We start from the raw sequence: 21,336 nt of genomic DNA on the forward strand, positions 1-21,336 counted from the left end.
ATGAAGCTGACCTTTTTCACCATGCGTTTTCCTGTTGCCTCTGAGACCTTCGTGCTCAATCAGGTGACGCATTTCATCGACGCAGGCTACGACGTGGAGATTATCTCCGTGTTTCCGGGCGATATGATTAATCGCCATGCCGCGTTCGATGACTACAATTTGGCAGCGAAAACCCACTATTTACTGCCGGAAGAGAAAGTATCCAACCTTGATAAGCTGACGCAGCGTATCGGGTTGATACTGCCGAAAATCACCAAAGGTGCACTGCTGAAGTCGCTGAATGTGCGTCGCTACGGCGCACAGGCCAGCAAACTGCTGCTGCCGGCGATTGTCGCCAACACCAGGCAGCCTTACACCGCCGATGTGTTTCTGGTGCACTTTGGCTATGCCGGCGCGCTGGCTAACAAGCTGCGCGAACTCGGCGTGCTGAAAGGCAAGCAGGCGACGGTGTTCCACGGCGCGGATATTTCGCGTCGTCACATCCTGGAAGAGCACAAGCTCGACTACGTCAACCTGTTCAAACAGAGCGAACTGATGCTGCCTATCAGCCACTTGTGGGAGAACAAGCTGATTGAGATGGGTTGTCCGCGCGCCAAGGTGCACGTCACGCGTATGGGCATCGAGCCGGAGAAGTTTAACTTCCGTCCGCGCGAGGCGTTCCATCAACCGCTGCGCATCGTCTCAGTGGCGCGTCTGACCGAGAAGAAAGGGTTGGATGTGGCGGTGAAAGCCAGCGAAATCCTGCGCAATAACGGCGGCCAGTTCCAGTTCACCATCATTGGTAACGGCGAACAGGATGGCATGATGCGCGAGCACATCGCGCGCGCTGGATTGCAGGATTACGTCACCATGCCGGGCTTCAAGCCGCAGGATGAGATTCGCCAGGCGCTGAATGAGGCGGATATCTTCCTGCTGCCGTCCAAAACCGCCGCAGATGGCGATATGGAAGGCATTCCGGTGGCGCTGATGGAAGCGATGGCGGTTGGCTTGCCGGTGGTGTCGACCTATCACAGCGGCATTCCTGAACTGATTGAGAATGACGTCAGCGGATGGCTGGTGGCTGAGAACGATCCTGACGAGCTGGCGGCGACGTTGCTGCGCCTGTCGCGTGGCGACGTGGATGTGGCACCGGTGGTCGCCGCTGCGCGGCAGAAAGTCGAAACTGAGTTCAATCAGCACATCGCTTACGGTGAGCTGGCGAAAATTCTGGAGCGCATGGTGTGAGCGGATTAAAAAAACAGGCCGTTTGGCTGTTTGGTAGTACCTGTTTTGCCGCATTGCTTCAGGTGTTACAGCTCGCCGTGCTGGCGCGCAAACTGGAAACGCACGAGCTGGGTTTACTGGCGATCATCAATGCGATTCTGGCGGTGGCGACCGTGCTGCAGGATATGGGCATGAGCAGCTATATCGTGCATCGCCAGGATATTAATCGCCGCGAGCAGAGCACTATTTACTGGGTGAACGTGTCGCTCAGTTTCTGCACCGGCTTGATTATGCTGGCGATTGCCTATCCGGTGGCGTGGTTCTATCATTTGCCGGAGTTGGTGGGCTTGATCATGCTCACCAGCCTCAACTTCCTGGTATTGGGACATCTGTCGCAGTATCAGGCGCACTATGTGAAAACCAAACGCATGGTAACGCTGGCGAAGATTGAGATGGCCACCAAGCTGTTTGCGTTCCTGTGTACCGTGGCGATGCTGTATTACACCTCGCTTACCGTGGCGGCGGCGATTCTTGGTCTGTTCATCAACGCCTTCACGCGCATTCTCTGCATGATCTACTTCGGCGAGAAATCCTGGCGTCCGACCTGGGAGTTCGACGGCAAAACCTTCGTCAGCGCCGTGCGTTATGGCGTGTATCAGCTTGGTTCGCAGACCATCAATCAGCTGCGTACCCAGGCCGATGCGCTGATCGTCGGTAAAGTGATGGGTGCGGAGATGCTGGGGATTTACTCGCTGGCAAAAGAGCTGATTCTGCAACCGCTGAAGCTGGTTTCGCCGGTGATTAACCGCCTGGCATTGCCGCGCTTCGCTGAGAAGCAGCACGATCCAGAGCAGCTGAAAAAGCTGTTCCTGAAAGGCACTTTCGTCATCATGCTGTTCAGTAGTGCGATGTATCTGGCGATTGGCATCCTTTCCCCGGTCATTGTGCGCGTGCTGTACGGCGCTTCACATGAGCAGGTTTACCATCTGATCCCGCTGATGCTGCTGTTTGGCATGCTGCGTCCGATGGGCGGCTTAACCGGCGCGATTTCGCAGGCCAACGGCCGCACCAATGTTGAGTTCTACTGGAACATTGTGGCGAGCCTGGTAGTGGTTGCGGTGCTGGCGACGACCTACATCTGGCCGAACGTGCTGTATGTGGCGCTGACGCTGTCGATCTCGCAGGTGCTGATTTCTGCCTTTGCCCATCCGTTCTTCATCAAGCCGGTGATTGGCATCCGCTTTATGCCGTATGCGCGTCAGTGGGTTTCGGTGTCGGTGGTGTTTGTTGCGCTGATGATGCTGGTAAACCACTTCAACCTGTTCGTGATGCCGGAATGGTTTGAGGGCTGGCTGTAGCCATCAACATCCAACCCGCGTGATGAATCGCGCCGCTACAGATGACTCAATGTTTACACGGTCCGTAGCGGCGCCATTTATGGCGCATTATCAACTCAGCTTTCAGTCAATCTCTGGTCTCGTCATCTCAAATCCTTTCACGATTTTTCAGCGGTTTAGCGCATCGGTTCCTCATTGGTATTTCGGCGTTTTTACCGGCCAAATTGGCGATTTTTGATGGTGTGACAGAGAGTTAGTGCCGGTTTTTCAGATAAAGATTATACTTGCTCGACCGGCCGATCCTGCATAATCGACCCCACGTATTCACTTCATGAAATGGAATAAATATGACCAAGCTTAAAGCAGTAATCCCCGTTGCGGGTCTCGGTATGCATATGCTTCCTGCGACGAAAGCCATTCCGAAAGAGATGCTGCCAATTGTCGACAAACCAATGATTCAATACATTGTTGACGAATGCGTCGCGGCTGGCATCAAGGAGATTGTGCTGGTCACCCATGCTTCCAAAAATGCAGTGGAAAACCACTTCGATACCACTTACGAGCTGGAAGCGCTGCTAGAAGCGCGCGTTAAACGTCAGCTGCTGAGCGAAGTGCAGTCAATCTGTCCGCCGGGCGTGACCATCATGAACGTGCGTCAGGCCAACCCGTTAGGCCTGGGCCACTCCGTGCTGTGTGCGCGTCCAATGATTGGCGACAACCCATTTGTGGTGGTGCTGCCAGACGTGCTGCTGGATGACTCCACCGCTGACCACCTGCGTTATAACCTTGCCTCAATGGTTGCGCGTTTCGAAGACACGGGCCACAGCCAGGTGCTGGCGAAACACATGCCGGGCGAAGATCTTACTGAATATGGCGTGCTGACTACCGAAGAGCCGATTGATAACCCAGGCGATATCAGCACCATCACCAGCTTTGTTGAGAAGCCAGAAGCGGGTTCTACCGACTCTGACCTGACGGCAGTTGGCCGTTATGTGCTCTCTGCGGATATCTGGGAAGAGCTGGAGCGCACTGAGCCGGGCGCATGGGGCCGCATTCAGCTGACCGATGCTATCGCCTCTCTGAGCAAGAAGAAGCCAGTTGATGTGCAGCTGCTGACCGGTACCAGCTACGACTGCGGTCGTAAACTCGGTTATATGCAGGCATTCGTCTCTTACGGCTTGCGTAACAACGATCAGGGCCGCGATTTCCGCGAATCTATTCAGAAAATCCTGGCGAAATAAGCTTTCTCATTCTCTACCGCGCCGTTAGCGCGGTTTAAAGGAGTACACATGGCTATTTTGGTAACGGGTGGAGCGGGTTACATCGGCTCCCATACGGTGCTGGCGCTGTTAGAGCGCGGCGACGACGTTGTGGTCCTGGATAACCTTTGCAATGCTTCCCGCGAAGCCATCAACCGCGTGGAAAAGCTCTCAGGCAAAAAAGCGGTGTTCGTTGAAGGCGACATCCGCGATCGCGCCTGCCTGCGTGACCTGTTTGCCACTAACGATATCAGCGCTGTGATTCACTTCGCCGCATTGAAAGCCGTTGGTGAATCCACGCGCATGCCGCTGGAATATTACGAAAACAACGTAGCTGGCACCGTGGTGCTGCTGGAAGAGATGCGCGCAGCTGGCGTGTGGAACTTCATCTTCAGCTCATCTGCGACCGTTTATGGCGCCGATGCACCGGTTCCTTACGTGGAAACCACGCCAATTGGCGGTACCACCAGCCCGTACGGTACCTCGAAGCTGATGATCGAATTCGTGATGCGCGACTTCGCTAAAGCCGATCCGAACTTCAAGGCCATCGCACTGCGCTACTTCAACCCGGTTGGCGCGCATGAATCTGGTGAAATCGGTGAAGATCCAACCGGCATTCCTAATAACCTGCTGCCGTACATCGCGCAGGTGGCGATTGGCCGTCTTGAGAAGCTGGGCGTGTTTGGCGATGATTACGACACGCCGGATGGCACCGCACAGCGCGACTACATTCACGTGGTCGACCTGGCAGAAGGGCACCTGAAAGCGCTGGACCACTTAGCCAAAGTTGAAGGCTACAAAGCTTACAACCTCGGTGGCGGCGTGGGCTTCTCCGTGCTGGAGATGATCAAGGCGTTTGAGAAAGCGTCCGGTAAGCCGATTCCGTTCGAGTTTAAGCCACGCCGTGACGGTGATTTGCCGGCGTTCTGGGCAGATGCAAGTCTCGCAAATACTGAGTTGGACTGGCGTGTGACGCGCGGGATTGATGCCATGATGCGTGATACGTGGAACTGGCAGTCGAAGAATCCGAATGGATTCCGTTAGTTATACTGTTTATAGCTCAAAGCCTGTCTACGGACAGGCTTTTTTGCTTTATAAATCATGGAGTTTTACAGGCTTTTCAGTAGTTATCGGAAATGATAACATTCTGCGCTTATCAAAAAGTGCGGATGGTCATTATAAAATTTAAGTTATGTGTTTAGCTTGTTATCGGAAATAGCAGCACGAACTTTCGGAACATGGATTGATTAGTAGTGTACTGGTAGCTATAGAGCCAGGGGCGGTAGCGTCTGCAGAACTAATCATCGAACATTAAATAATCATTAGCGTAAGCTTAAAATTAGAGCGTAAAGTATGAAGTTTAGTTTGGGATATCTCATTGATTTAATAACAGTAATCACTGAGAAGGAACTTAAAGTTCGCTATAAAAGCAGTTTTCTAGGTTATTTATGGTCAATAGCTAATCCACTTCTCTTTGCCATGATTTACTACTTTATCTTCAAGTTAATCATGCGAGTCCAAATCCCGAATTACACAATCTTTATTATCACAGGATTGTTTCCCTGGCAGTGGTTTGCAAGCACAACCTCTAACTCGCTGTTTTCGTTCATAGCTAATGCACAAATAATAAAGAAAACGGTTTTTCCAAGATCAGTTATTCCTTTCAGTAATGTCATGATGGAGTGCTTGCATTTCCTATGTACCATTCCTGTTATCATTGTGTTCCTTTTGATATATGACATGACGCCTCATTGGAATTGGATCTATGGCATCCCATTGATTGGCATTGCACAATTAATTTTCTCCTATGGTATTGCTCTTTTCCTTTCAACATTGAATCTCTTCTTCCGTGATTTAGAAAGGTTTATTACATTGGGTATTATGCTGCTGTTCTATTGCACGCCGATACTTTATGCCAGTGATATGATACCTGAAAAATATCAATGGTTAATAACCTATAATCCTCTCGCAGATATGGTTTTAAGCTGGAGAGAATTATTCATGAATGGTCATGTTGATTATGAAAAAATTCTTTCACTTTATGGTATGGGAATCGTGACGCTTACCATTGGTGCATGGGTTTTCAACAAATTAAAATACCGTTTCGCAGAGATTTTATAATGGAAGTCGCAATTGAATTTAAAGCGGTAACTAAAAGTTATCCCTTATATCATCATATTGGCTCAGGAATTAAAGAGCTGATTTTTAACCCCAAAAGAGCATTAACCCTTTTATCAGGTAGAAGCTATCTGGCTATTGAGGATATCAACTTCACAGTTAATAAAGGGGAATCTGTTGCTTTGATAGGCAGAAATGGTGCTGGTAAAAGCACTTCTTTAGGTTTGGTTGCTGGAGTAATTAAGCCTACTGCAGGGAGTGTCATCACCAAAGGCCGAGTCGCTTCGATGCTAGAATTGGGAGGCGGCTTTCATCCTGAACTCACTGGTAGAGAAAATATTAGATTAAATGCAACTCTACTCGGCTTGAGACGTAAGCAATTAAATGAACGAATTGATAAGATTATTGAATTTTCTGAGCTTGGTGAATTTATTGATGAACCGATTCGTGTTTATTCAAGCGGCATGTTAGCAAAACTGGGTTTCTCGGTTATTACTCAAGTCGATCCGGATATTTTAATTATTGATGAGGTTTTAGCTGTAGGTGATTATGCGTTTCAAAAGAAGTGCATTGAGACCATTAACAAATTTAAAGAGAAAGGCGTAACGATACTATTTGTTAGTCATAATTTAACCGATATTGAAAAGATTTGTGACAGAGTTATATGGATTGAGAACCACCGATTAAAGGCGAGTGGCAATGCGGGTGTAATTTTAGAACAATATCGATCTTCAATGTAAGGAAACAATGAATGAACGTTACAAATGAAAAAGTTAAAATATATACCAGCCATCATAAGCCTAGCGCCTTTTTATCATCGAATGTAATAAAACCAATACATGTAGGAAAAGCTAATAGCTATAATGATATTTGCTGTTTAGGTGATAATACTGGAGAAAATATTTCTTTTAAGAATCCATTTTATTGCGAACTTACAGCTCAATATTGGGTATGGAAAAATGATCTCTCATCAGATTATGTCGGCTTTATGCACTACAGGAGGCATTTAAATTTTTCATCAGATCAAAGTTTTGATGAAGATGTTTGGGGTGTAATTAATGAAGACGTTATATCTCCTGAATATGAAAAAAAGTTTGGATTAGATGAAAGCAGCATCATTAGTGCAATAGCCGATTATGATATCTTGTTGCCTAAAAAATGGAGTGTAAAGCAGGCGGGGAGTAAGAATAATTATGAACATTATAAAATATCTCAGCATTTACATATTGAAGATTACCAGTCAGCAATAGACAGCTTATTGTATCTGTATCCTGAATATGCTGCAGCGGTAAAAGAATTCAATACTGCTCACGATGGATATTATACGAATATGTTCGTTATGAAATCTGAATTATTCAGAGAATATTCAGAGTGGTTATTTTCGATATTAGGTAATCTTGAAAATCATTTTGCGCTGAAAAATTATGATACACAAGAAAGAAGAGTTATAGGCCATATCTCCGAAAGGCTGTTTAATATTTATTTGATTCATAAAGAAAAAACCACTGGGTTAAATAAAAAAGAAATTCAAAGAACTTTTGTTAAAAATGAAACATTTAACGGGAAGTTAAAACAGAATTTTGAATTAAAAAATATCCCTATTGTCATTTGTTTTGATGATAATTACTCATTAAGTGGTGGAGCACTAATAAACTCCATAGTAAAAAATAGCAATGAAAAGGATAATTACGATATTGTTGTACTAGAAAATGGTGTTTCGGCAAGAAATAAGTCGCGTTTAATTTCGCTGTTAAAAAATAAAAGTAACTTTTCATTACGCTTCTTTGATGTTAATGCATTTAGTGAAATGAAAAGTGTTTATACGCGCGCGCATTTTAGCGCTGCGACCTATGCCAGATTATTTATTCCTTCTTTATTTTCTAATTTTGAAAAAGTCCTGTTTATCGATGCTGATACTATAGTTGAAAGTGACGTTGCAGAATTAGTTCATATTGATCTGAATAATAATCTTATAGCAGCTGTTAAAGATATTGTCATGGAAGGTTTTGTAAAGTTTGGCGCTATTGCTCATTCTGAAGAAGGTAAAAACGAAACAGCAAAAGAATATTTAAATAATGTTCTGTCAATGAAGGATACAGAGCGTTACTTTCAGGCTGGCTTAATACTTTTCAATATTGCGCAAATGAATATTGAAAATACATACACTAAGTTAATGGCGACTATGAAATCCAGATCGTTTTGGTTCTTAGACCAAGACATTATGAATAAGGTATTTTACGACCGAGTGCATTATCTGCCATTTGAGTGGAATGTATATCATGGTAATGGCAATACAGATGATTTCTTCCCAAATCTTAAATTTGCATCATACATGGAGTTTTTGGCTTCCAGAAGAAAACCAAAAATGATTCATTTTGCAGGTGAAAACAAGCCCTGGGATGCTCCTCATGTCGATTTCTTTGATAACTTCATGTCTTATATCGATGGAACGCCTTGGCAACTAGAAGTTATTAACCGCTTGAACGGTAAGGTTAACGTAATTGCGAATAACACAGGCAGTAACAAGATATTATTCCAGACAAAAGTAAAACGCAAATTGATGCCATATTTAAATCGTTATGCTCCAGTTGGTAGTAAGCGTCGGCAGCATATCGCAAAAACTTATTATAAATTTCGTCGGATGATTTTAGGTTAATTTATATGAAAAAGAATGTATTAATTGTAGGTGCTGGCTTTTCAGGTGCAGTGATTGGGCGTGAACTAGCAGAGGACGGGCACAATGTACGAATCATTGATTCTCGTGCCCATATCGCTGGAAATTGCTATAGCGAGCGAGACGAAAAAACTAATGTAATGATTCATACCTATGGGCCTCATATATTTCATACCGATAATGAAGAAGTCTGGAATTATATCAGTTCGCATTGCGAGATGATGCCATACGTAAATAGAGTTAAAGCAACTGTAAATGGACAGGTTTTCTCTTTACCGATCAACTTACACACGATCAATCAGTTTTTTAAAACTACATGTAATCCTGAAGAAGCTAAAAAGCTCATTGAATCAAAGGGTGATGCAACAATCCTTGATCCTAAAACATTCGAAGATCAAGCGTTAAGATTTGTTGGTAAAGAATTATATGAGTCATTCTTTAAGGGCTATACCATTAAACAATGGGGGATGGAGCCAAAAGAGTTGCCAGCTTCTATCTTAAAAAGGCTCCCAATACGCTTTAATTATGATGACAACTATTTCAATCATAAGTATCAAGGCATGCCAAAAGAGGGTTATACCCCAATTGTTGAATCGATTCTAAATCACGAAAATATTACTGTTGAATTGAACACTGATTATAACCCTCAAGAAAAAGAAAATTATGACCATGTGTTTTATAGTGGTCAGTTGGATGGATACTTCGGTTATAGTTTAGGGCGCTTAGGATACAGAACTTTAGACTTTGATAAATTCACTGCCGAAGGTGATTATCAAGGTTGTGCCGTAATGAATTATTGTGAAGTTGATGTACCCTATACCAGGATCACTGAACATAAATATTTTGCCCCATGGGAAAAGCATGATTCAACTGTATGTTATAAAGAGTTTAGTCGCTCTTGTACTGAGAAAGACATTCCTTATTATCCAATTAGACAAATGGGTGAAATGTCATTGCTTCAAAAGTATCTAGATCAAGCAGAATCAGAAAGTAACATTACATTTATTGGTCGTCTTGGAACTTATCGTTACCTCGATATGGATGTGACAATAGCCGAGGCATTGTCAGTAGTACGTTCATATCGTCAGGCACTATTAGATAATCAAAAAATGCCATCATTTGTGGTTAATCCGAGATGAAAATTACTGCGTTGATTGTCACTTACAATCGACTTGAAAAGTTAAAAAAATGTGTAGCGGCCGCGAGGCTGCTATCTTTTCACCAGATTGTTATAGTAAACAATGCATCAACTGATGATACGCAGTGTTGGCTAGAGTCCATTGACGAACCTAATATAAATATATTAAATAGTGATACCAATGATGGTGGCGCTGGGGGATTCTATAAAGGAGCTAAATGGATTTCTGAAAATTGTATTACAGATTGGGTTCTTTTCTTTGATGATGACGCATATCCAGATATAGAATTGCTCAACAATTTTGCGTTGACCGATAAGACTGACGTAGATGCTATAGCAACAAAAGTCGTAGATAAACGAGGCATTCGTTGCAAGATGAATATACCGTGGATTAAATTTCCGAATACGATAAGAGATGTTAATAAATATCGTGCCGAACCTAATTTATTTACAGCAGTTGGCGAAGAATGTTGTAGCATAATTTCGTTTTCATTTGTAGGGGTTTTTATTAACTCAAACGTTCTCAGGAATACTTACCAAAATATAGATAAACGCCTATTTATCTACTTTGATGATGTATACTATTCATGGTTTTTAGTCAGGCAGGGATATAAAATAAAATACGAACCCACACTTAGCTTCATACATGACATAGCTGACAGGCAAACAGTGATGAGTCCGGGGAAAATATATTATCTTGTCAGGAATCTTATTTGGTCTGTGCACATATTTGGAAAGAAGAAGCCATTTGGATATACTTCCATTCTAATTAGAATATTTAGTTATTTATTACAAACAATTCATTCAGAAAGTAAGTTGAAATATTTTAAAGCAATTATAAGGGGGGTGTGGGATGGGGCTTTGAATAAAAGTAAAATATCTAAAGATGGTGTCATTAAATGAAAAAATTATGTTTCTATATAAATTCTGATTGGTATTTTAGTTTGCACTGGAAGGAACGAGCGGTAGCTGCTATCAATAATGGCTATCAAGTTCACGTAATATGCAATTTTTCAAGTGATGATGAAAGACGCTCATTAGAATTGTTAGGACTAATCACACATAATTCCAATATGTCTGAGCAATCATTAAATCCGTTTTTTTTAATGAAGGATGTCTATCGCTCTTGTAAAATACTAAAAAAAATTAGCCCTGATATTATTCACTGTATCACAATCAAAGCATGCATCATTGGCGGCTTATATTCAAAAATACATAACAAAAATTTAGTTCTAAGTTTTGTTGGGTTAGGTAGAGTCTTTTCTTCAGAAGTTATTATTTACAAGCTTCTAAAGAAAATAGTAACTAAGCTTTACGCATGGATTTCTAAGAAAAAAAATGTTTTCTTCATATTTGAACATGAAAATGACAGATGTGAAATAGTTAATAGAACTGGTATTGATATCAATAAGACTTTTGTAATAAATGGTGCGGGTGTCAATCTATCAGATTTTAATTATGTTGAGGAAGATGATAGAGAAATTCCAGTGGTGCTGTTTGCAGGTCGTCTCATATGGAGTAAAGGTTTAAAAGACCTTATTGATGCAAAGATTGCTCTCCGCGAGCAGGGCGTGGATTTTGTATTAGATGTGGCTGGTTTTATAGTTAAAAATGACCCAGATTCAATCCCGCAAAGTTTAATTGAAGATTGGTCGTGTAAAGGCATTATTAGATGGTTGGGTAAATCAAATAATGTGAGTGAATTGATAAAAAAATCAAATATTATAGCGTTACCTTCTGTTTATGCGGAGGGCGTTCCAAGAATTTTAATTGAGGCAGCAGCTATAGGTAGAGCTACAATAGCTTACGATACCGGAGGCTGTGGCAGCATTATTAAAAATAATGAAACTGGATACTTAATTGAGAAAAGTAACTTTCCAGAATTACTTGATAAATTACAAGTTTTGCTAGTTGATATTGAGCTGAGAAAAGAATTTGGCAAAAGAGCAAGTATAAAAGCTGTAGATGGTTTCTCTTCAAAGAAAGTAATTGAAACCACGCTGGGGATTTATAAGAATTTAATAGCTAATTAGTAAGTTCATAATTGGCAGAAGATATTATTTATATTAGTGTTTGATGTTTTTTGTAAGTGATTATGATGATAATTTAATAATGATTTACCAATTCATTTGCTTCTATTACAGCTTCCTCCAGCTAAACTATAGTTTAGCTTTGAGTGCTTGCGATTTTTAATTGTTTAAAGTTACCCGTATCATGATGTAAGATATTTCAGTTAACATCTAATGAACAGTTTATATACGGTTTACAAACAGACAGGAGTAGATAAATGTCAAAGCAGCAAATCGGTGTTGTAGGTATGGCAGTTATGGGGCGCAATTTGGCTCTTAACATTGAGAGCCGCGGTTACACTGTTTCTATCTTCAACCGTTCACGTGAAAAGACTGATGAAGTCATCGCTGAGAACCAGGGTAAAAAACTTGCGCCTTTCTATACTGTAGAAGAGTTTGTTCAATCGCTGGAAAAACCACGTCGAATCCTTCTGATGGTACAAGCAGGTGAGGCAACTGATAAAACTATCGCTTCCCTGACTCCTCATTTGGAAAAGGGCGATATCCTGATCGATGGTGGTAACACCTTCTATAAAGACACCATTCGTCGTAATAAAGAGCTGTCCGATCAAGGCTTCAATTTTATTGGTACTGGTGTTTCTGGCGGTGAAGAGGGTGCACTGAAAGGCCCATCAATCATGCCTGGTGGCCAGAAAGAAGCCTACGAGTTGGTTGCACCAATTCTGGATAAGATCGCGGCACGTGCAGAAGATGGTGAAGCCTGCGTAGCTTATATAGGTCCTAATGGGGCCGGTCACTATGTGAAGATGGTGCACAACGGCATCGAATATGGCGACATGCAACTGATTGCTGAAGCGTATGCTTTGCTGAAAGGCGCATTAGGTCTCAACAACAAAGAGTTGGCTGAAACCTTCACCGAATGGAACAACGGTGAGTTGAGCAGCTATCTGATCGACATCACTAAAGATATCTTCACTAAAAAAGATGAAGACGGTAAATATCTGGTTGATGTCATTCTGGATGAAGCAGCTAACAAAGGCACCGGTAAATGGACCAGCCAGAGCTCGTTGGATCTGGGCGAGCCATTGTCATTGATCACCGAATCAGTGTTTGCACGCTATTTGTCTTCTCTGAAAACTCAGCGTGTTGCAGCTTCCAAAGTACTCAGCGGCCCGAAGGCGAAAGCCTTTACCGGTGATAAAGCTGAGTTTGTAGAAAAAGTGCGCCGTGCATTGTACCTGGGCAAAATCGTCTCTTATGCTCAGGGCTTCTCTCAACTGCGAGCAGCCTCTGAAGAAAACAACTGGGATTTGCATTACGGTGAGATTGCTAAGATTTTCCGTGCTGGTTGCATCATCCGTGCTCAATTCCTGCAGAAAATTACCGATGCTTATGCGAATGATGCAGACATCGCTAACCTTTTGTTGGATCCTTACTTCAAGAATATCGCTGATGAGTACCAGCAGGCGCTGCGTGATGTAGTATCTTACGCTATTCAGAACGGTATTCCGACGCCGACCTTCTCTGCTGCTATTGCATACTATGATAGCTATCGTTCAGAAGTTCTGCCGGCGAATCTGATTCAGGCTCAACGTGATTACTTTGGTGCGCATACTTACAAGCGTATCGATAAAGAAGGCGTGTTTCATACTGAATGGCTTTAATAATAAGGATTAATTGAAGTTTTAATCAAACTAAGCCTCTGCTAGAGGCTTTTTTTTTGGAAGTCAATGTGTTTAGATAATGAATAAAATTAAGTGCTGCTTTAAATTTTTTATTTCATCTGATTTTTTAATCCTTGGTGGCTCATGAATAAAATTAAGTATCTTGAAGGTTTAAGAGGTGTTTGTTGTTTTATTGTTATTCTCGATCATTGCATTAATGAATTTAAACCAGATATAAGATTCACTGGATTAAGTGAAATTGGTGGGTTGATACGAAAGCTAGTTGCTTTAACTCCAATTAATATAATTTATAGTGGGATCGCACCGGTCTGCATATTTTTTATTTTAAGTGGATTTGTTCTTTCCATAAAATTCAATCGCTCTGGTAATCACAAAGATATTACAGCTGGAGTAATAAAAAGATACCCTAGATTGATTTTTCCAATCGTGTGCTCAATGATTTTTATGTATTTATCTTTTAAATTGCTGAGGGTTTACACTGGTCATGACATAAACTTGCATTTCATTCACGCTTTGAGTGAAGCTTTATATTATGCCCCTTTCGAACATGTTCAGTTAAAGAATTATGCTCTTTGGACTATATCCTTTGAAATATATGGTTCATTGATTGTATTTTGCATGTTGGCACTTTTCGGTCAATATAAATATAAGATGTTTTTTTATATTATAACTTTTGTATTTTTACTTTTTAACTCATCTTTCTATTGCTTGTTTGTAATTGGTATGATTTTCAGCAATCTTTATGTAAGGGAACTATTTAAATTAAATTCTGTAACTAGATTTATTGCGTTTATCTTTGGACTGATACTGGTCACTTCACCTTATCAGCGTGAGGGTGTAGATGTATATGGAGGTATGTATTCTTATCTTAAATTGTTTAATGCTTCAAAATATACTGACCTTTATCAGACCATGATGTTGATTGGTAGTATTTTAATATTTGCATCAATTCTTAATTCTGAGCTTTCAATTAAAGTTTTAAATAAAAAAATTGCACAATTTCTTGGGAGAATTTCGTTTCCTCTATACATCATTCACACAACTATTCTTTCAATAATTAGCTATTTTATACATGTTTACTTTCAAGAAATAACAATTTTTATTTTCTTATTAAGTGTTTTTGTTGCCATACCAATTTGTTTACTGTTTTCATCGTTATTTGAACGTTATGTTGATATTCCATCAATTAATTTAGCAAATAGCATAGCAAAGAAATTTAATTAAATAAATTACTGTTTTGGGGTTGGGGATGAGTAATCAACTTGTAAAGATATCAATAATAATTCCTGCATATAATGCTAGCAGCTATATTATTGACACTCTTGATTCTATATATAAATCAATTTCTAATTCTTTTGAAATTATCATAGTTGATGATAAATCACAAGATAGAACGTTGAACGTTATATCTGATTTTTCCAAGAATAAGAATAACTTGAGGGTTATCGAAAAAGATATTAACGAAGGACCAGGTGTTGCACGTGATTTGGGTTTAAAATATGCACAAGGAGAATACACTCTTTTCTTTGATAGTGATGATTTAATGCTGAAGAATGCTATAGACGAAATTGTTAATTATATGGATATTCATGATTTAGATGTCTCTATAGGAAAGTATAATATCCTCTATGGACCTGAAAAGGAAAATATTGCGATGTGGGAAAAGGACAGGGAAATATATAACTATATTCATAATAATGTAGGTAATATATTAGATCCAAAAATTTATCCGAAACTGCTTACTTTAATTAATTACCCATGGACGAAAATATGTAAGACTCAATATCTAATTAAAAATAATGTAACATTTGGGAGTCTTCGCCTGCATGAGGATATTCTTCCTCACTGGACCATTTTGATGAATTCAAATAAAATTCATATTTCTGAAAAAGTAATTTGCAATTACATTTTGGATCCAAGCGGAAATAACATGACAAATAATTCTTCTGGTCTTAGGATTCAATGCCTAAATGCTATTCAGCAGCTTTATGATTTAATTAAAAGCAATGATGTATATAAGCCATTTGAATCCGTTTTTTGGTATTTTTCAGCGGATGTTATAGGTTGGGCTTATGGAATAATAAGTGATGAATATAAGAAAAAATTTCATGAAACTGCAAAAGATATCTTTTTAAATATAAGTTTTGAGCAATTACAGAAGATTTATCATTTAAATGAATATTTTTATAATAATATTTGTGAGTTCATAATCAATAAAGAAGGTATTTAAAATGAATCCTAAAATTTCAATAATCGTAACATCTTATAATATTGAGTCTTTTATAGGTGAGTGTCTGAATAATATTGTAAATCAGACAATAAAAGACATCGAAATTATTGTCGTTGACGACGGTTCAACTGATAAAACACAAGATATAATAAATGAATATGCTGCCAAAGATTCTCGAATAATACCTATTCTGAATACTCAAAATTCGCCAGGGGGAGTTGCAACGCCAGCTAATATAGGTATAGATATGGCTAAGGGTGACTTTATAGGTTTTGCTGATGGTGATGATCTTTATGACGTAAGTATGTTCGAAAAATTATATAACAGCGCACTCAAAAATAATGCTGATATAGCGCTATGTAATTTTCAGGAGTTCGAATCAGAATCAGGTGTAAAAAATGAACCATATGAACCTTCTTGGTCTAAAGTTGCTCTGAATGATTCATTGGATATTTCTAATCCTGATAATAAAAAGATAATACTGGAGTTATTGCCTGTACCTTGGAGAAAAATTTATAATCGTAAAATGCTGTCTTCCAAATCACTACATTTTCCTGTAGGTCCATTTTTCTTTGAAGACAATGGGTTTCATTGGATGACAACGTTAAATTCAAATAAAGTTGCTTTCGTAAATGAAGTATTATGCTTACATAGAAGAAATCGCGTTGGGCAAACAATGTCCTCTGGCGGGGAGCGTTTATTAGGCGTTTTCCATCAACATTCTGTAATTTATGAATATTTATCTGAAGAAAATATTTTAAACGACTATAGAGAATATGCTCTTAACTGGTTGTGTGGGCATGTATCCTGGATTCAGCAAGTATTAGCTTCTAGCTATGCGAAAGAGTTTTACGATGCTTTAATCCCTCACTTTTCTAAATATACTAAAAGTGAAGTGCAGGATTACTTCCTGAATAGATTTTATGATCGTAAGTCTATTGAACTTATTATAGCCGTTATTAGTAAAGATCAAAAAAAGTTTGTCAAGGTCATGAACGGCGCACTTTCAGAAAAAATGAATGAGAAAGTCAAATTTAACTATCACAAGCTGGGGCTACGAAGATTTACTTCAATGTCTATCCGTCACTTGAAGTACAAAATTTGTTCTTATCGCCATAAAATTGCTGGGCGTAAATACATTAGTTCACAAGCTAATGTTTCTTTAGAGATTTCGGAAAAATTAGATTTGGTCCTTGATAAAATTCATGAAGTTAATTCAAGGCTTGATCACATTGAAGTATCACAAAATAAGCTTTTTATGGATATTCATCATGGTTTCCATAAGAATGAGCACAACATCAAAAATCTAGAAAAGATTGTAGAGACAGGCTTTATTCTTTCAGAGAGAAATTTGAAGTAATTTTATAAGTGCTGCACTCATGAAAGGAGATGTAGTGCAGTTTACTTTTAAACTTTATCTGATTGCAAGCTTCTGGTTGTTTTGTTAATACTATATATTTGAAATCAAAGGCTGAAGAAATAGATGAATATTGCTAATGATGTTTATGTAACAGTTATAATGCCCATCTATAATGCAGAAAATTATTTTCAAAGCACTTTTACCAATGTTCATAATCAGACACTGGAAAATATAGAATTTATATTGGTTAATGATAACTCATCTGATAATACACAAACTTTAATTCAAAATTATGCGAATTTAGATGAAAGAATTCGAGTTATAAATAATTCAGAAAATCTTGGCGCAGGAGCTTGTCGTAATAAAGCCTTAGAGACTGCAAGAGGTGAGTATGTGATTTTTTTGGATGATGATGATTATGTCAGTGAACATCTGCTTTCAACTCTCTATAAAGAAGCTAAATTAAGAAATACAGATATTTTAGTGTATGGATCAAATTTCGTTAATTATCAGACGAAAAAGATTATTGAAACTCCTTGGACTATAAGGCATGATCTTCTTCCTCAAAAACAAGTTTTTTCTGCAGATGATATTTCTAAAGATTTTTATCGTACTTTCATTTGGTGGCCATGGGATAAGTTTTTCAAAAAAGAATTTATAAAAAAAACAGGTATATTATTTCAGGAGATAAGGACGAGTAACGATTTATTATTCACTTCTGCTCAGATGATGTTAGCAGAACGAATTAGCATTATTAAAGATGTCATGATACATCATACAGTCTCAAGAAATGATTCTTTAGAAAATACAAGAGAAAAATCGGCTCATTGTGCTCTAGAGGCTCTCACGGAAGTAAACAATTTTCTTTCATCGAACGACTTATATGAAAAAAGAAAACATGATTTTATGAATTATGCTGTTTTTTTCATTGAGTGGAATGTTAATACTTTATCTGGAGAAGCTTTCTATGAATTTTACAATGATGCAAAATTTTTCTTACAAAAATTAAAGGGTGACGACACTGTATTTTATGAAGATGTCACGAAAGAGGCTTTTGAAAGGATTGTTTTATTTGATGCTGATTCATATTTATTCAATTTAAAAAATAGATTGTTGCATGAAGTACAGAATTTAAAAGATAAAGTATCTGTTCAGCAAGGATTTATCGATTCTAATGATGAATTTCTAAGTGAATCAAAAAAATCCAAGGATAACCTTTCATGTGAATTAGCAAAATTAAAAATGTTTTTTAACGAAGTTAGTGGGCATCTGTCCAGTTTAAATAAAGAACTCTTTATAACCTCCAATGAATTTATTAGTTCAAGTTATAAAGGAAATCTTTGTAATGAAATTGATATATGTGCCCCTACAAATCACCTTTTGAACGAACAAACAATGACGCTTGAAGAATCTCATTATTTAAACAGAAAACTTTACGACTCATGTGTCAGAGAGATAGAATTTTTGAAAAAAGAAGCATTATTAAACAAAAATCTTATCGAGTCATTTAACAAAGCTAATGGTTGATTACTTCATGGTTCTTAAATAATACTAAAATTGTAAGAGAATTGATATTATATCATATTTTTAAAGGCCAAATGTAGCCCATGGCCTTTATTTTTTGATTTCTTTAATACCTTTTAATCGTTTAAGTCAATTAATATACCAACAGCTCCCCCCGTCTCCCAGCATTCTCCCCAGCCAACCGCACCACCAACATCCCCGCCGTCACAAACTTGGTCAAATTCCTCGCATACAACACGCCACCAAACTCCGCCACCAGCGGCATCACCTGGTCAGTAATCGGATCAACAACCTCAGCTACCACTTCCCCAGCCTTAATCCACTCGCCCAAATTACGTCGGTAAAGCACCAATCCAGATTGCGCCGCATGAATATACTCACATCCCGCCAGCGCCGTCGCCGGATGAATCAGGGGAGGGGACTCACCCACTTCACCGGCAATATATCCGCCCTCAATCAGTGCATTGATAATCCCGTCAGCATCTTTCTCCGCCATCTCAGGCGATACATCCGCGACACCGCGTAGTTCCAGCGTCACCGGCAGCAAGCCGCGCGGCATTGGATACTCATCACCAAAACGCTCTGCCAATGTTAGCCACGGCTCACAGCAAGCCTCATCAAACGGTTCACCGCCAGATATCTGCGCCAGCAACTGCACTTCACTGCCTAACCAACGCGCCAAAGGTTCAATGTCCGGCCAGGCATGCGGCGTGGTGTAGAGGTGTGGCAGCGCATCCCAGTCACAATGCAGATCAATCATCAAATCGGCCTGGCTCGCCATACGCATCAGCGTAAAGCGCTGGGCATCCAGTTCGGTGCGGGCAATGCGGTCACGATAATGGCGATCAATCGCTTCCCTGATCAGGCGTTTGTTTTCGTATTCACTTTGCGTCAGTGAGCCAGCGAGTTCCTCAACCAAGGCTTCACCCAATGCCGGGAAGCGGCGGTTAAAGTCTTGTCCTGATAACGTATGGAAACGCCCGAGATGGCTACCGTGCCAGTGTTGTCCCATGGCTAAAGGATTCGCCACCGGCACCAATGTGATTTTAGATTTGAGTTGTCCGGCAGATTCCAGCGCCAGCAATTTCTGTTTCAAGTACCATGCCACCGCCATGCCCGGCAGTTCATCGCCGTGCAGCGCAGCCTGAATGTAGACGCGTTGCTGTGAATCCGTACCGAAGTGGAAGCTAACAATTTCGCGTTGCGTTCCCAGCGAGGCGCTTAATAGAGGATGATGTTGTTGTTGCATAACGCTATCGATGTCCTTTATTCGTGGCACGCTTTCAGCGACGCCAGATGCATTTTCTGATGGAATTATAGTGCTGAGTGCAAAAAGGGCGGCAAAAAAGCCGCCCAAAAGATTACTGCTGGATGGAGATGTCCGTCGCGAAGTACTGTTTCTGAATTTTATCGAAAGTGCCGTTCTTCTTCAGTTCGGCAAACGCGTTATCCAGTGCGGTTTTCAGTTCGGTGTCGCCTTTACGCAGACCAATCGCGGTGCCCGGACCGATAATCGGATCCTGTACAATCGGGCCGGCCAGTTCGAAATCTTTGCCCTGCGGATGTTTCAGGAAGCCATTGGCGGCTTGAGCGGCATCTGTAAACACCACGTCAAGTCGACCCGAAATCAGGTCGCTTTCTACCTGCGCCTGATCGCCATAAGGCACAACCTGCACGCCATGCGGCTGCCATTTTGCCAGCGCATAACGCTCCTGCACGGTGCCTTGCTCAACGCCCACGGTTTTGCCTTTCAGCGATTCAGCGGTTGGCAGCAGGCCAGAACCTTTACGCGCAATCAGCTGGGTATGGGTGTCGTACAGCGGTACGGTGAAATCAATCTGCTTCAGACGTTCTTCGGTGATACCCATATCAGACAAGATGGCGTCGAACTTACGCGCTTTAAGCGCCGGGATCATGCCATCGAACTGGCTCTCCACCCACACGCATTTGGCCTGCATCTGCTGGCACAGCGCATTGCCGAGATCGATATCAAAACCGACCAGTTTGCCCTGCGGCGTTTTTGATTCGAAAGGAGGATAGGTGGGATCAACCGCGAAACGCACCTGATCAATTTTTGCCTGCGCACCAAACGCGCAACCTGCCAGCACAGCCAGCGCCAGCGTGTGACGCAGGCGGGCGGTTAAACGAGAACTTGCCATAATATCGGTCTTCTTTTGATGTGATGTTGAGTCAGAAAGAGTACCGCTCAGGGCCTGGCAAGGCAATTAGAGGATTATTTTCATCACGTTACCATTATGCAGTGCCTGGTAATCTGCAATGTTGAGCACTACCGATTGCTCCAGCAATCCGGCATTGAAGGCGATTTCGTCATAGCGTTCAAACAGCAGCGGATCGACCACCAGCTGTAAATCAGGATGGAAGCTAAACGGCGGAATAGCTCCGAATACGCAGCCGGTCAGCGTATCCACTTCCGCAGGCGAGGCCAGCGAAGCACGGCGACCGCCAACCGCTGCAGCAACCTTGCTGAGATCCGCTTGCTGATCGGCAGGCAGCACCGCCAGCACATGCTGTTTGATACCGTTGCCTTTCACATGACACACCAGCGCCTTCGCACCTTGACCCACTTGCGTACCACGAATCGCTGCCACCGCTTCGCACTTGCCGGTCGCTTCATGCTCCATCACGCGATAGCGCGCCTGATGTTGGTCGAGCAGGGCGATCAGTTTTTCATGGGTGGTCATGGCGTTCTCCATGCTGATGAATAGCGTAGGGTGCGCATTCATGCGCACCTGGAACATTGGTCGCCATGAATGGCGA

General features: G+C 41.2%; 18 protein-coding genes. 15 read left to right on the forward strand and 3 right to left on the reverse strand.

Going from position 1 to position 21,336, the window contains the following annotated elements:
* From K5Y30_RS15885 to K5Y30_RS15955, 15 genes are all read left to right on the forward strand, one after another.
* The gene (locus K5Y30_RS15885; RefSeq protein WP_101763424.1) at positions 1–1,224 is read left to right on the forward strand and encodes a glycosyltransferase; all 1,224 of its coding nucleotides are present in this window, start codon (positions 1–3) and stop codon (positions 1,222–1,224) included.
* Complete coding sequence (locus tag K5Y30_RS15890; RefSeq protein WP_008104858.1) at positions 1,221–2,561, forward strand: MOP flippase family protein; 1,341 nt, start codon at positions 1,221–1,223, stop codon at positions 2,559–2,561. The genes K5Y30_RS15885 and K5Y30_RS15890 overlap by 4 nt, the downstream gene beginning before the upstream one ends.
* Before the next feature lie 326 nt (positions 2,562–2,887).
* Entirely contained in the window at positions 2,888–3,781 is an 894-nt protein-coding gene (galF, locus tag K5Y30_RS15895; protein WP_101763372.1) for a UTP--glucose-1-phosphate uridylyltransferase GalF, read from the forward strand.
* A 48-nt stretch (positions 3,782–3,829) separates the two neighbouring features.
* The gene (gene galE / locus K5Y30_RS15900; protein WP_222212083.1) at positions 3,830–4,843 is read left to right on the forward strand and encodes a UDP-glucose 4-epimerase GalE; all 1,014 of its coding nucleotides are present in this window, start codon (positions 3,830–3,832) and stop codon (positions 4,841–4,843) included.
* 309 nt (positions 4,844–5,152) lie between these two features.
* The gene (locus K5Y30_RS15905) at positions 5,153–5,920 is read left to right on the forward strand and encodes an ABC transporter permease (protein ID WP_064739220.1); all 768 of its coding nucleotides are present in this window, start codon (positions 5,153–5,155) and stop codon (positions 5,918–5,920) included.
* Positions 5,920–6,657, forward strand: coding sequence for an ABC transporter ATP-binding protein (locus tag K5Y30_RS15910; RefSeq protein WP_222212085.1), 738 nt, complete (start codon positions 5,920–5,922; stop codon positions 6,655–6,657). Before K5Y30_RS15905 ends, K5Y30_RS15910 begins: the two co-directional genes overlap by 1 nt.
* A gap of 11 nt (positions 6,658–6,668) precedes the next feature.
* A complete protein-coding gene (locus tag K5Y30_RS15915) occupies positions 6,669–8,573 on the forward strand; it encodes a DUF4422 domain-containing protein (protein WP_222212087.1) in 1,905 nt (634 codons plus the stop codon).
* 5 nt (positions 8,574–8,578) lie between these two features.
* Positions 8,579–9,730 (forward strand): UDP-galactopyranose mutase, encoded by a 1,152-nt coding sequence (gene glf / locus K5Y30_RS15920; RefSeq protein ID WP_222212089.1) that lies wholly within the window; start codon positions 8,579–8,581, stop codon positions 9,728–9,730.
* Positions 9,727–10,632, forward strand: coding sequence for a glycosyltransferase (locus K5Y30_RS15925; protein ID WP_222212091.1), 906 nt, complete (start codon positions 9,727–9,729; stop codon positions 10,630–10,632). Before glf ends, K5Y30_RS15925 begins: the two co-directional genes overlap by 4 nt.
* Positions 10,629–11,762 (forward strand): glycosyltransferase family 4 protein, encoded by a 1,134-nt coding sequence (locus K5Y30_RS15930; RefSeq protein WP_222212093.1) that lies wholly within the window; start codon positions 10,629–10,631, stop codon positions 11,760–11,762. Before K5Y30_RS15925 ends, K5Y30_RS15930 begins: the two co-directional genes overlap by 4 nt.
* 254 nt (positions 11,763–12,016) lie before the next feature.
* Positions 12,017–13,423 carry an NADP-dependent phosphogluconate dehydrogenase gene (gene gndA, locus K5Y30_RS15935; RefSeq protein ID WP_222212095.1) on the forward strand — a complete coding sequence of 469 codons (1,407 nt, stop codon included), beginning with the start codon at positions 12,017–12,019 and terminating at the stop codon, positions 13,421–13,423.
* A 144-nt stretch (positions 13,424–13,567) separates the two neighbouring features.
* Positions 13,568–14,668 carry an acyltransferase gene (locus tag K5Y30_RS15940; protein WP_222212097.1) on the forward strand — a complete coding sequence of 367 codons (1,101 nt, stop codon included), beginning with the start codon at positions 13,568–13,570 and terminating at the stop codon, positions 14,666–14,668.
* Positions 14,669–14,693: 25 nt separating this feature from the next.
* Positions 14,694–15,674, forward strand: coding sequence for a glycosyltransferase family 2 protein (locus K5Y30_RS15945; RefSeq protein ID WP_222212099.1), 981 nt, complete (start codon positions 14,694–14,696; stop codon positions 15,672–15,674).
* Between the two features lies 1 nt (position 15,675).
* Positions 15,676–17,034 (forward strand): glycosyltransferase family 2 protein, encoded by a 1,359-nt coding sequence (locus K5Y30_RS15950; protein WP_222212101.1) that lies wholly within the window; start codon positions 15,676–15,678, stop codon positions 17,032–17,034.
* Positions 17,035–17,157: 123 nt separating this feature from the next.
* On the forward strand, positions 17,158–18,561 hold the full coding sequence (locus K5Y30_RS15955) for a glycosyltransferase family 2 protein (protein ID WP_222212103.1): 1,404 nt from the start codon (positions 17,158–17,160) through the stop codon (positions 18,559–18,561).
* A 130-nt stretch (positions 18,562–18,691) separates the two neighbouring features.
* Here the strand turns inward: K5Y30_RS15955 and K5Y30_RS15960 are convergent, their stop codons facing one another.
* The 3 genes from K5Y30_RS15960 to K5Y30_RS15970 all read right to left on the reverse strand — a co-directional run bounded on the left by K5Y30_RS15960 (position 18,692) and on the right by K5Y30_RS15970 (position 21,260).
* Positions 18,692–19,807, reverse strand: coding sequence for a succinylglutamate desuccinylase/aspartoacylase family protein (locus K5Y30_RS15960; protein WP_222212105.1), 1,116 nt, complete (start codon positions 19,805–19,807; stop codon positions 18,692–18,694).
* A 112-nt stretch (positions 19,808–19,919) separates the two neighbouring features.
* Positions 19,920–20,717 carry an ABC transporter substrate-binding protein gene (locus K5Y30_RS15965; RefSeq protein ID WP_192411539.1) on the reverse strand — a complete coding sequence of 266 codons (798 nt, stop codon included), beginning with the start codon at positions 20,715–20,717 and terminating at the stop codon, positions 19,920–19,922.
* Between the two features lie 66 nt (positions 20,718–20,783).
* The gene (locus K5Y30_RS15970) at positions 20,784–21,260 is read right to left on the reverse strand and encodes a YbaK/prolyl-tRNA synthetase associated domain-containing protein (RefSeq protein ID WP_222212178.1); all 477 of its coding nucleotides are present in this window, start codon (positions 21,258–21,260) and stop codon (positions 20,784–20,786) included.
* Positions 21,261–21,336 lie beyond the last annotated feature (76 nt).

The sequence above is a fragment of the Pantoea sp. DY-5 genome (genome assembly GCF_019795955.1).
Taxonomy (GTDB): Bacteria; Pseudomonadota; Gammaproteobacteria; order Enterobacterales; family Enterobacteriaceae; genus Pantoea; species Pantoea leporis.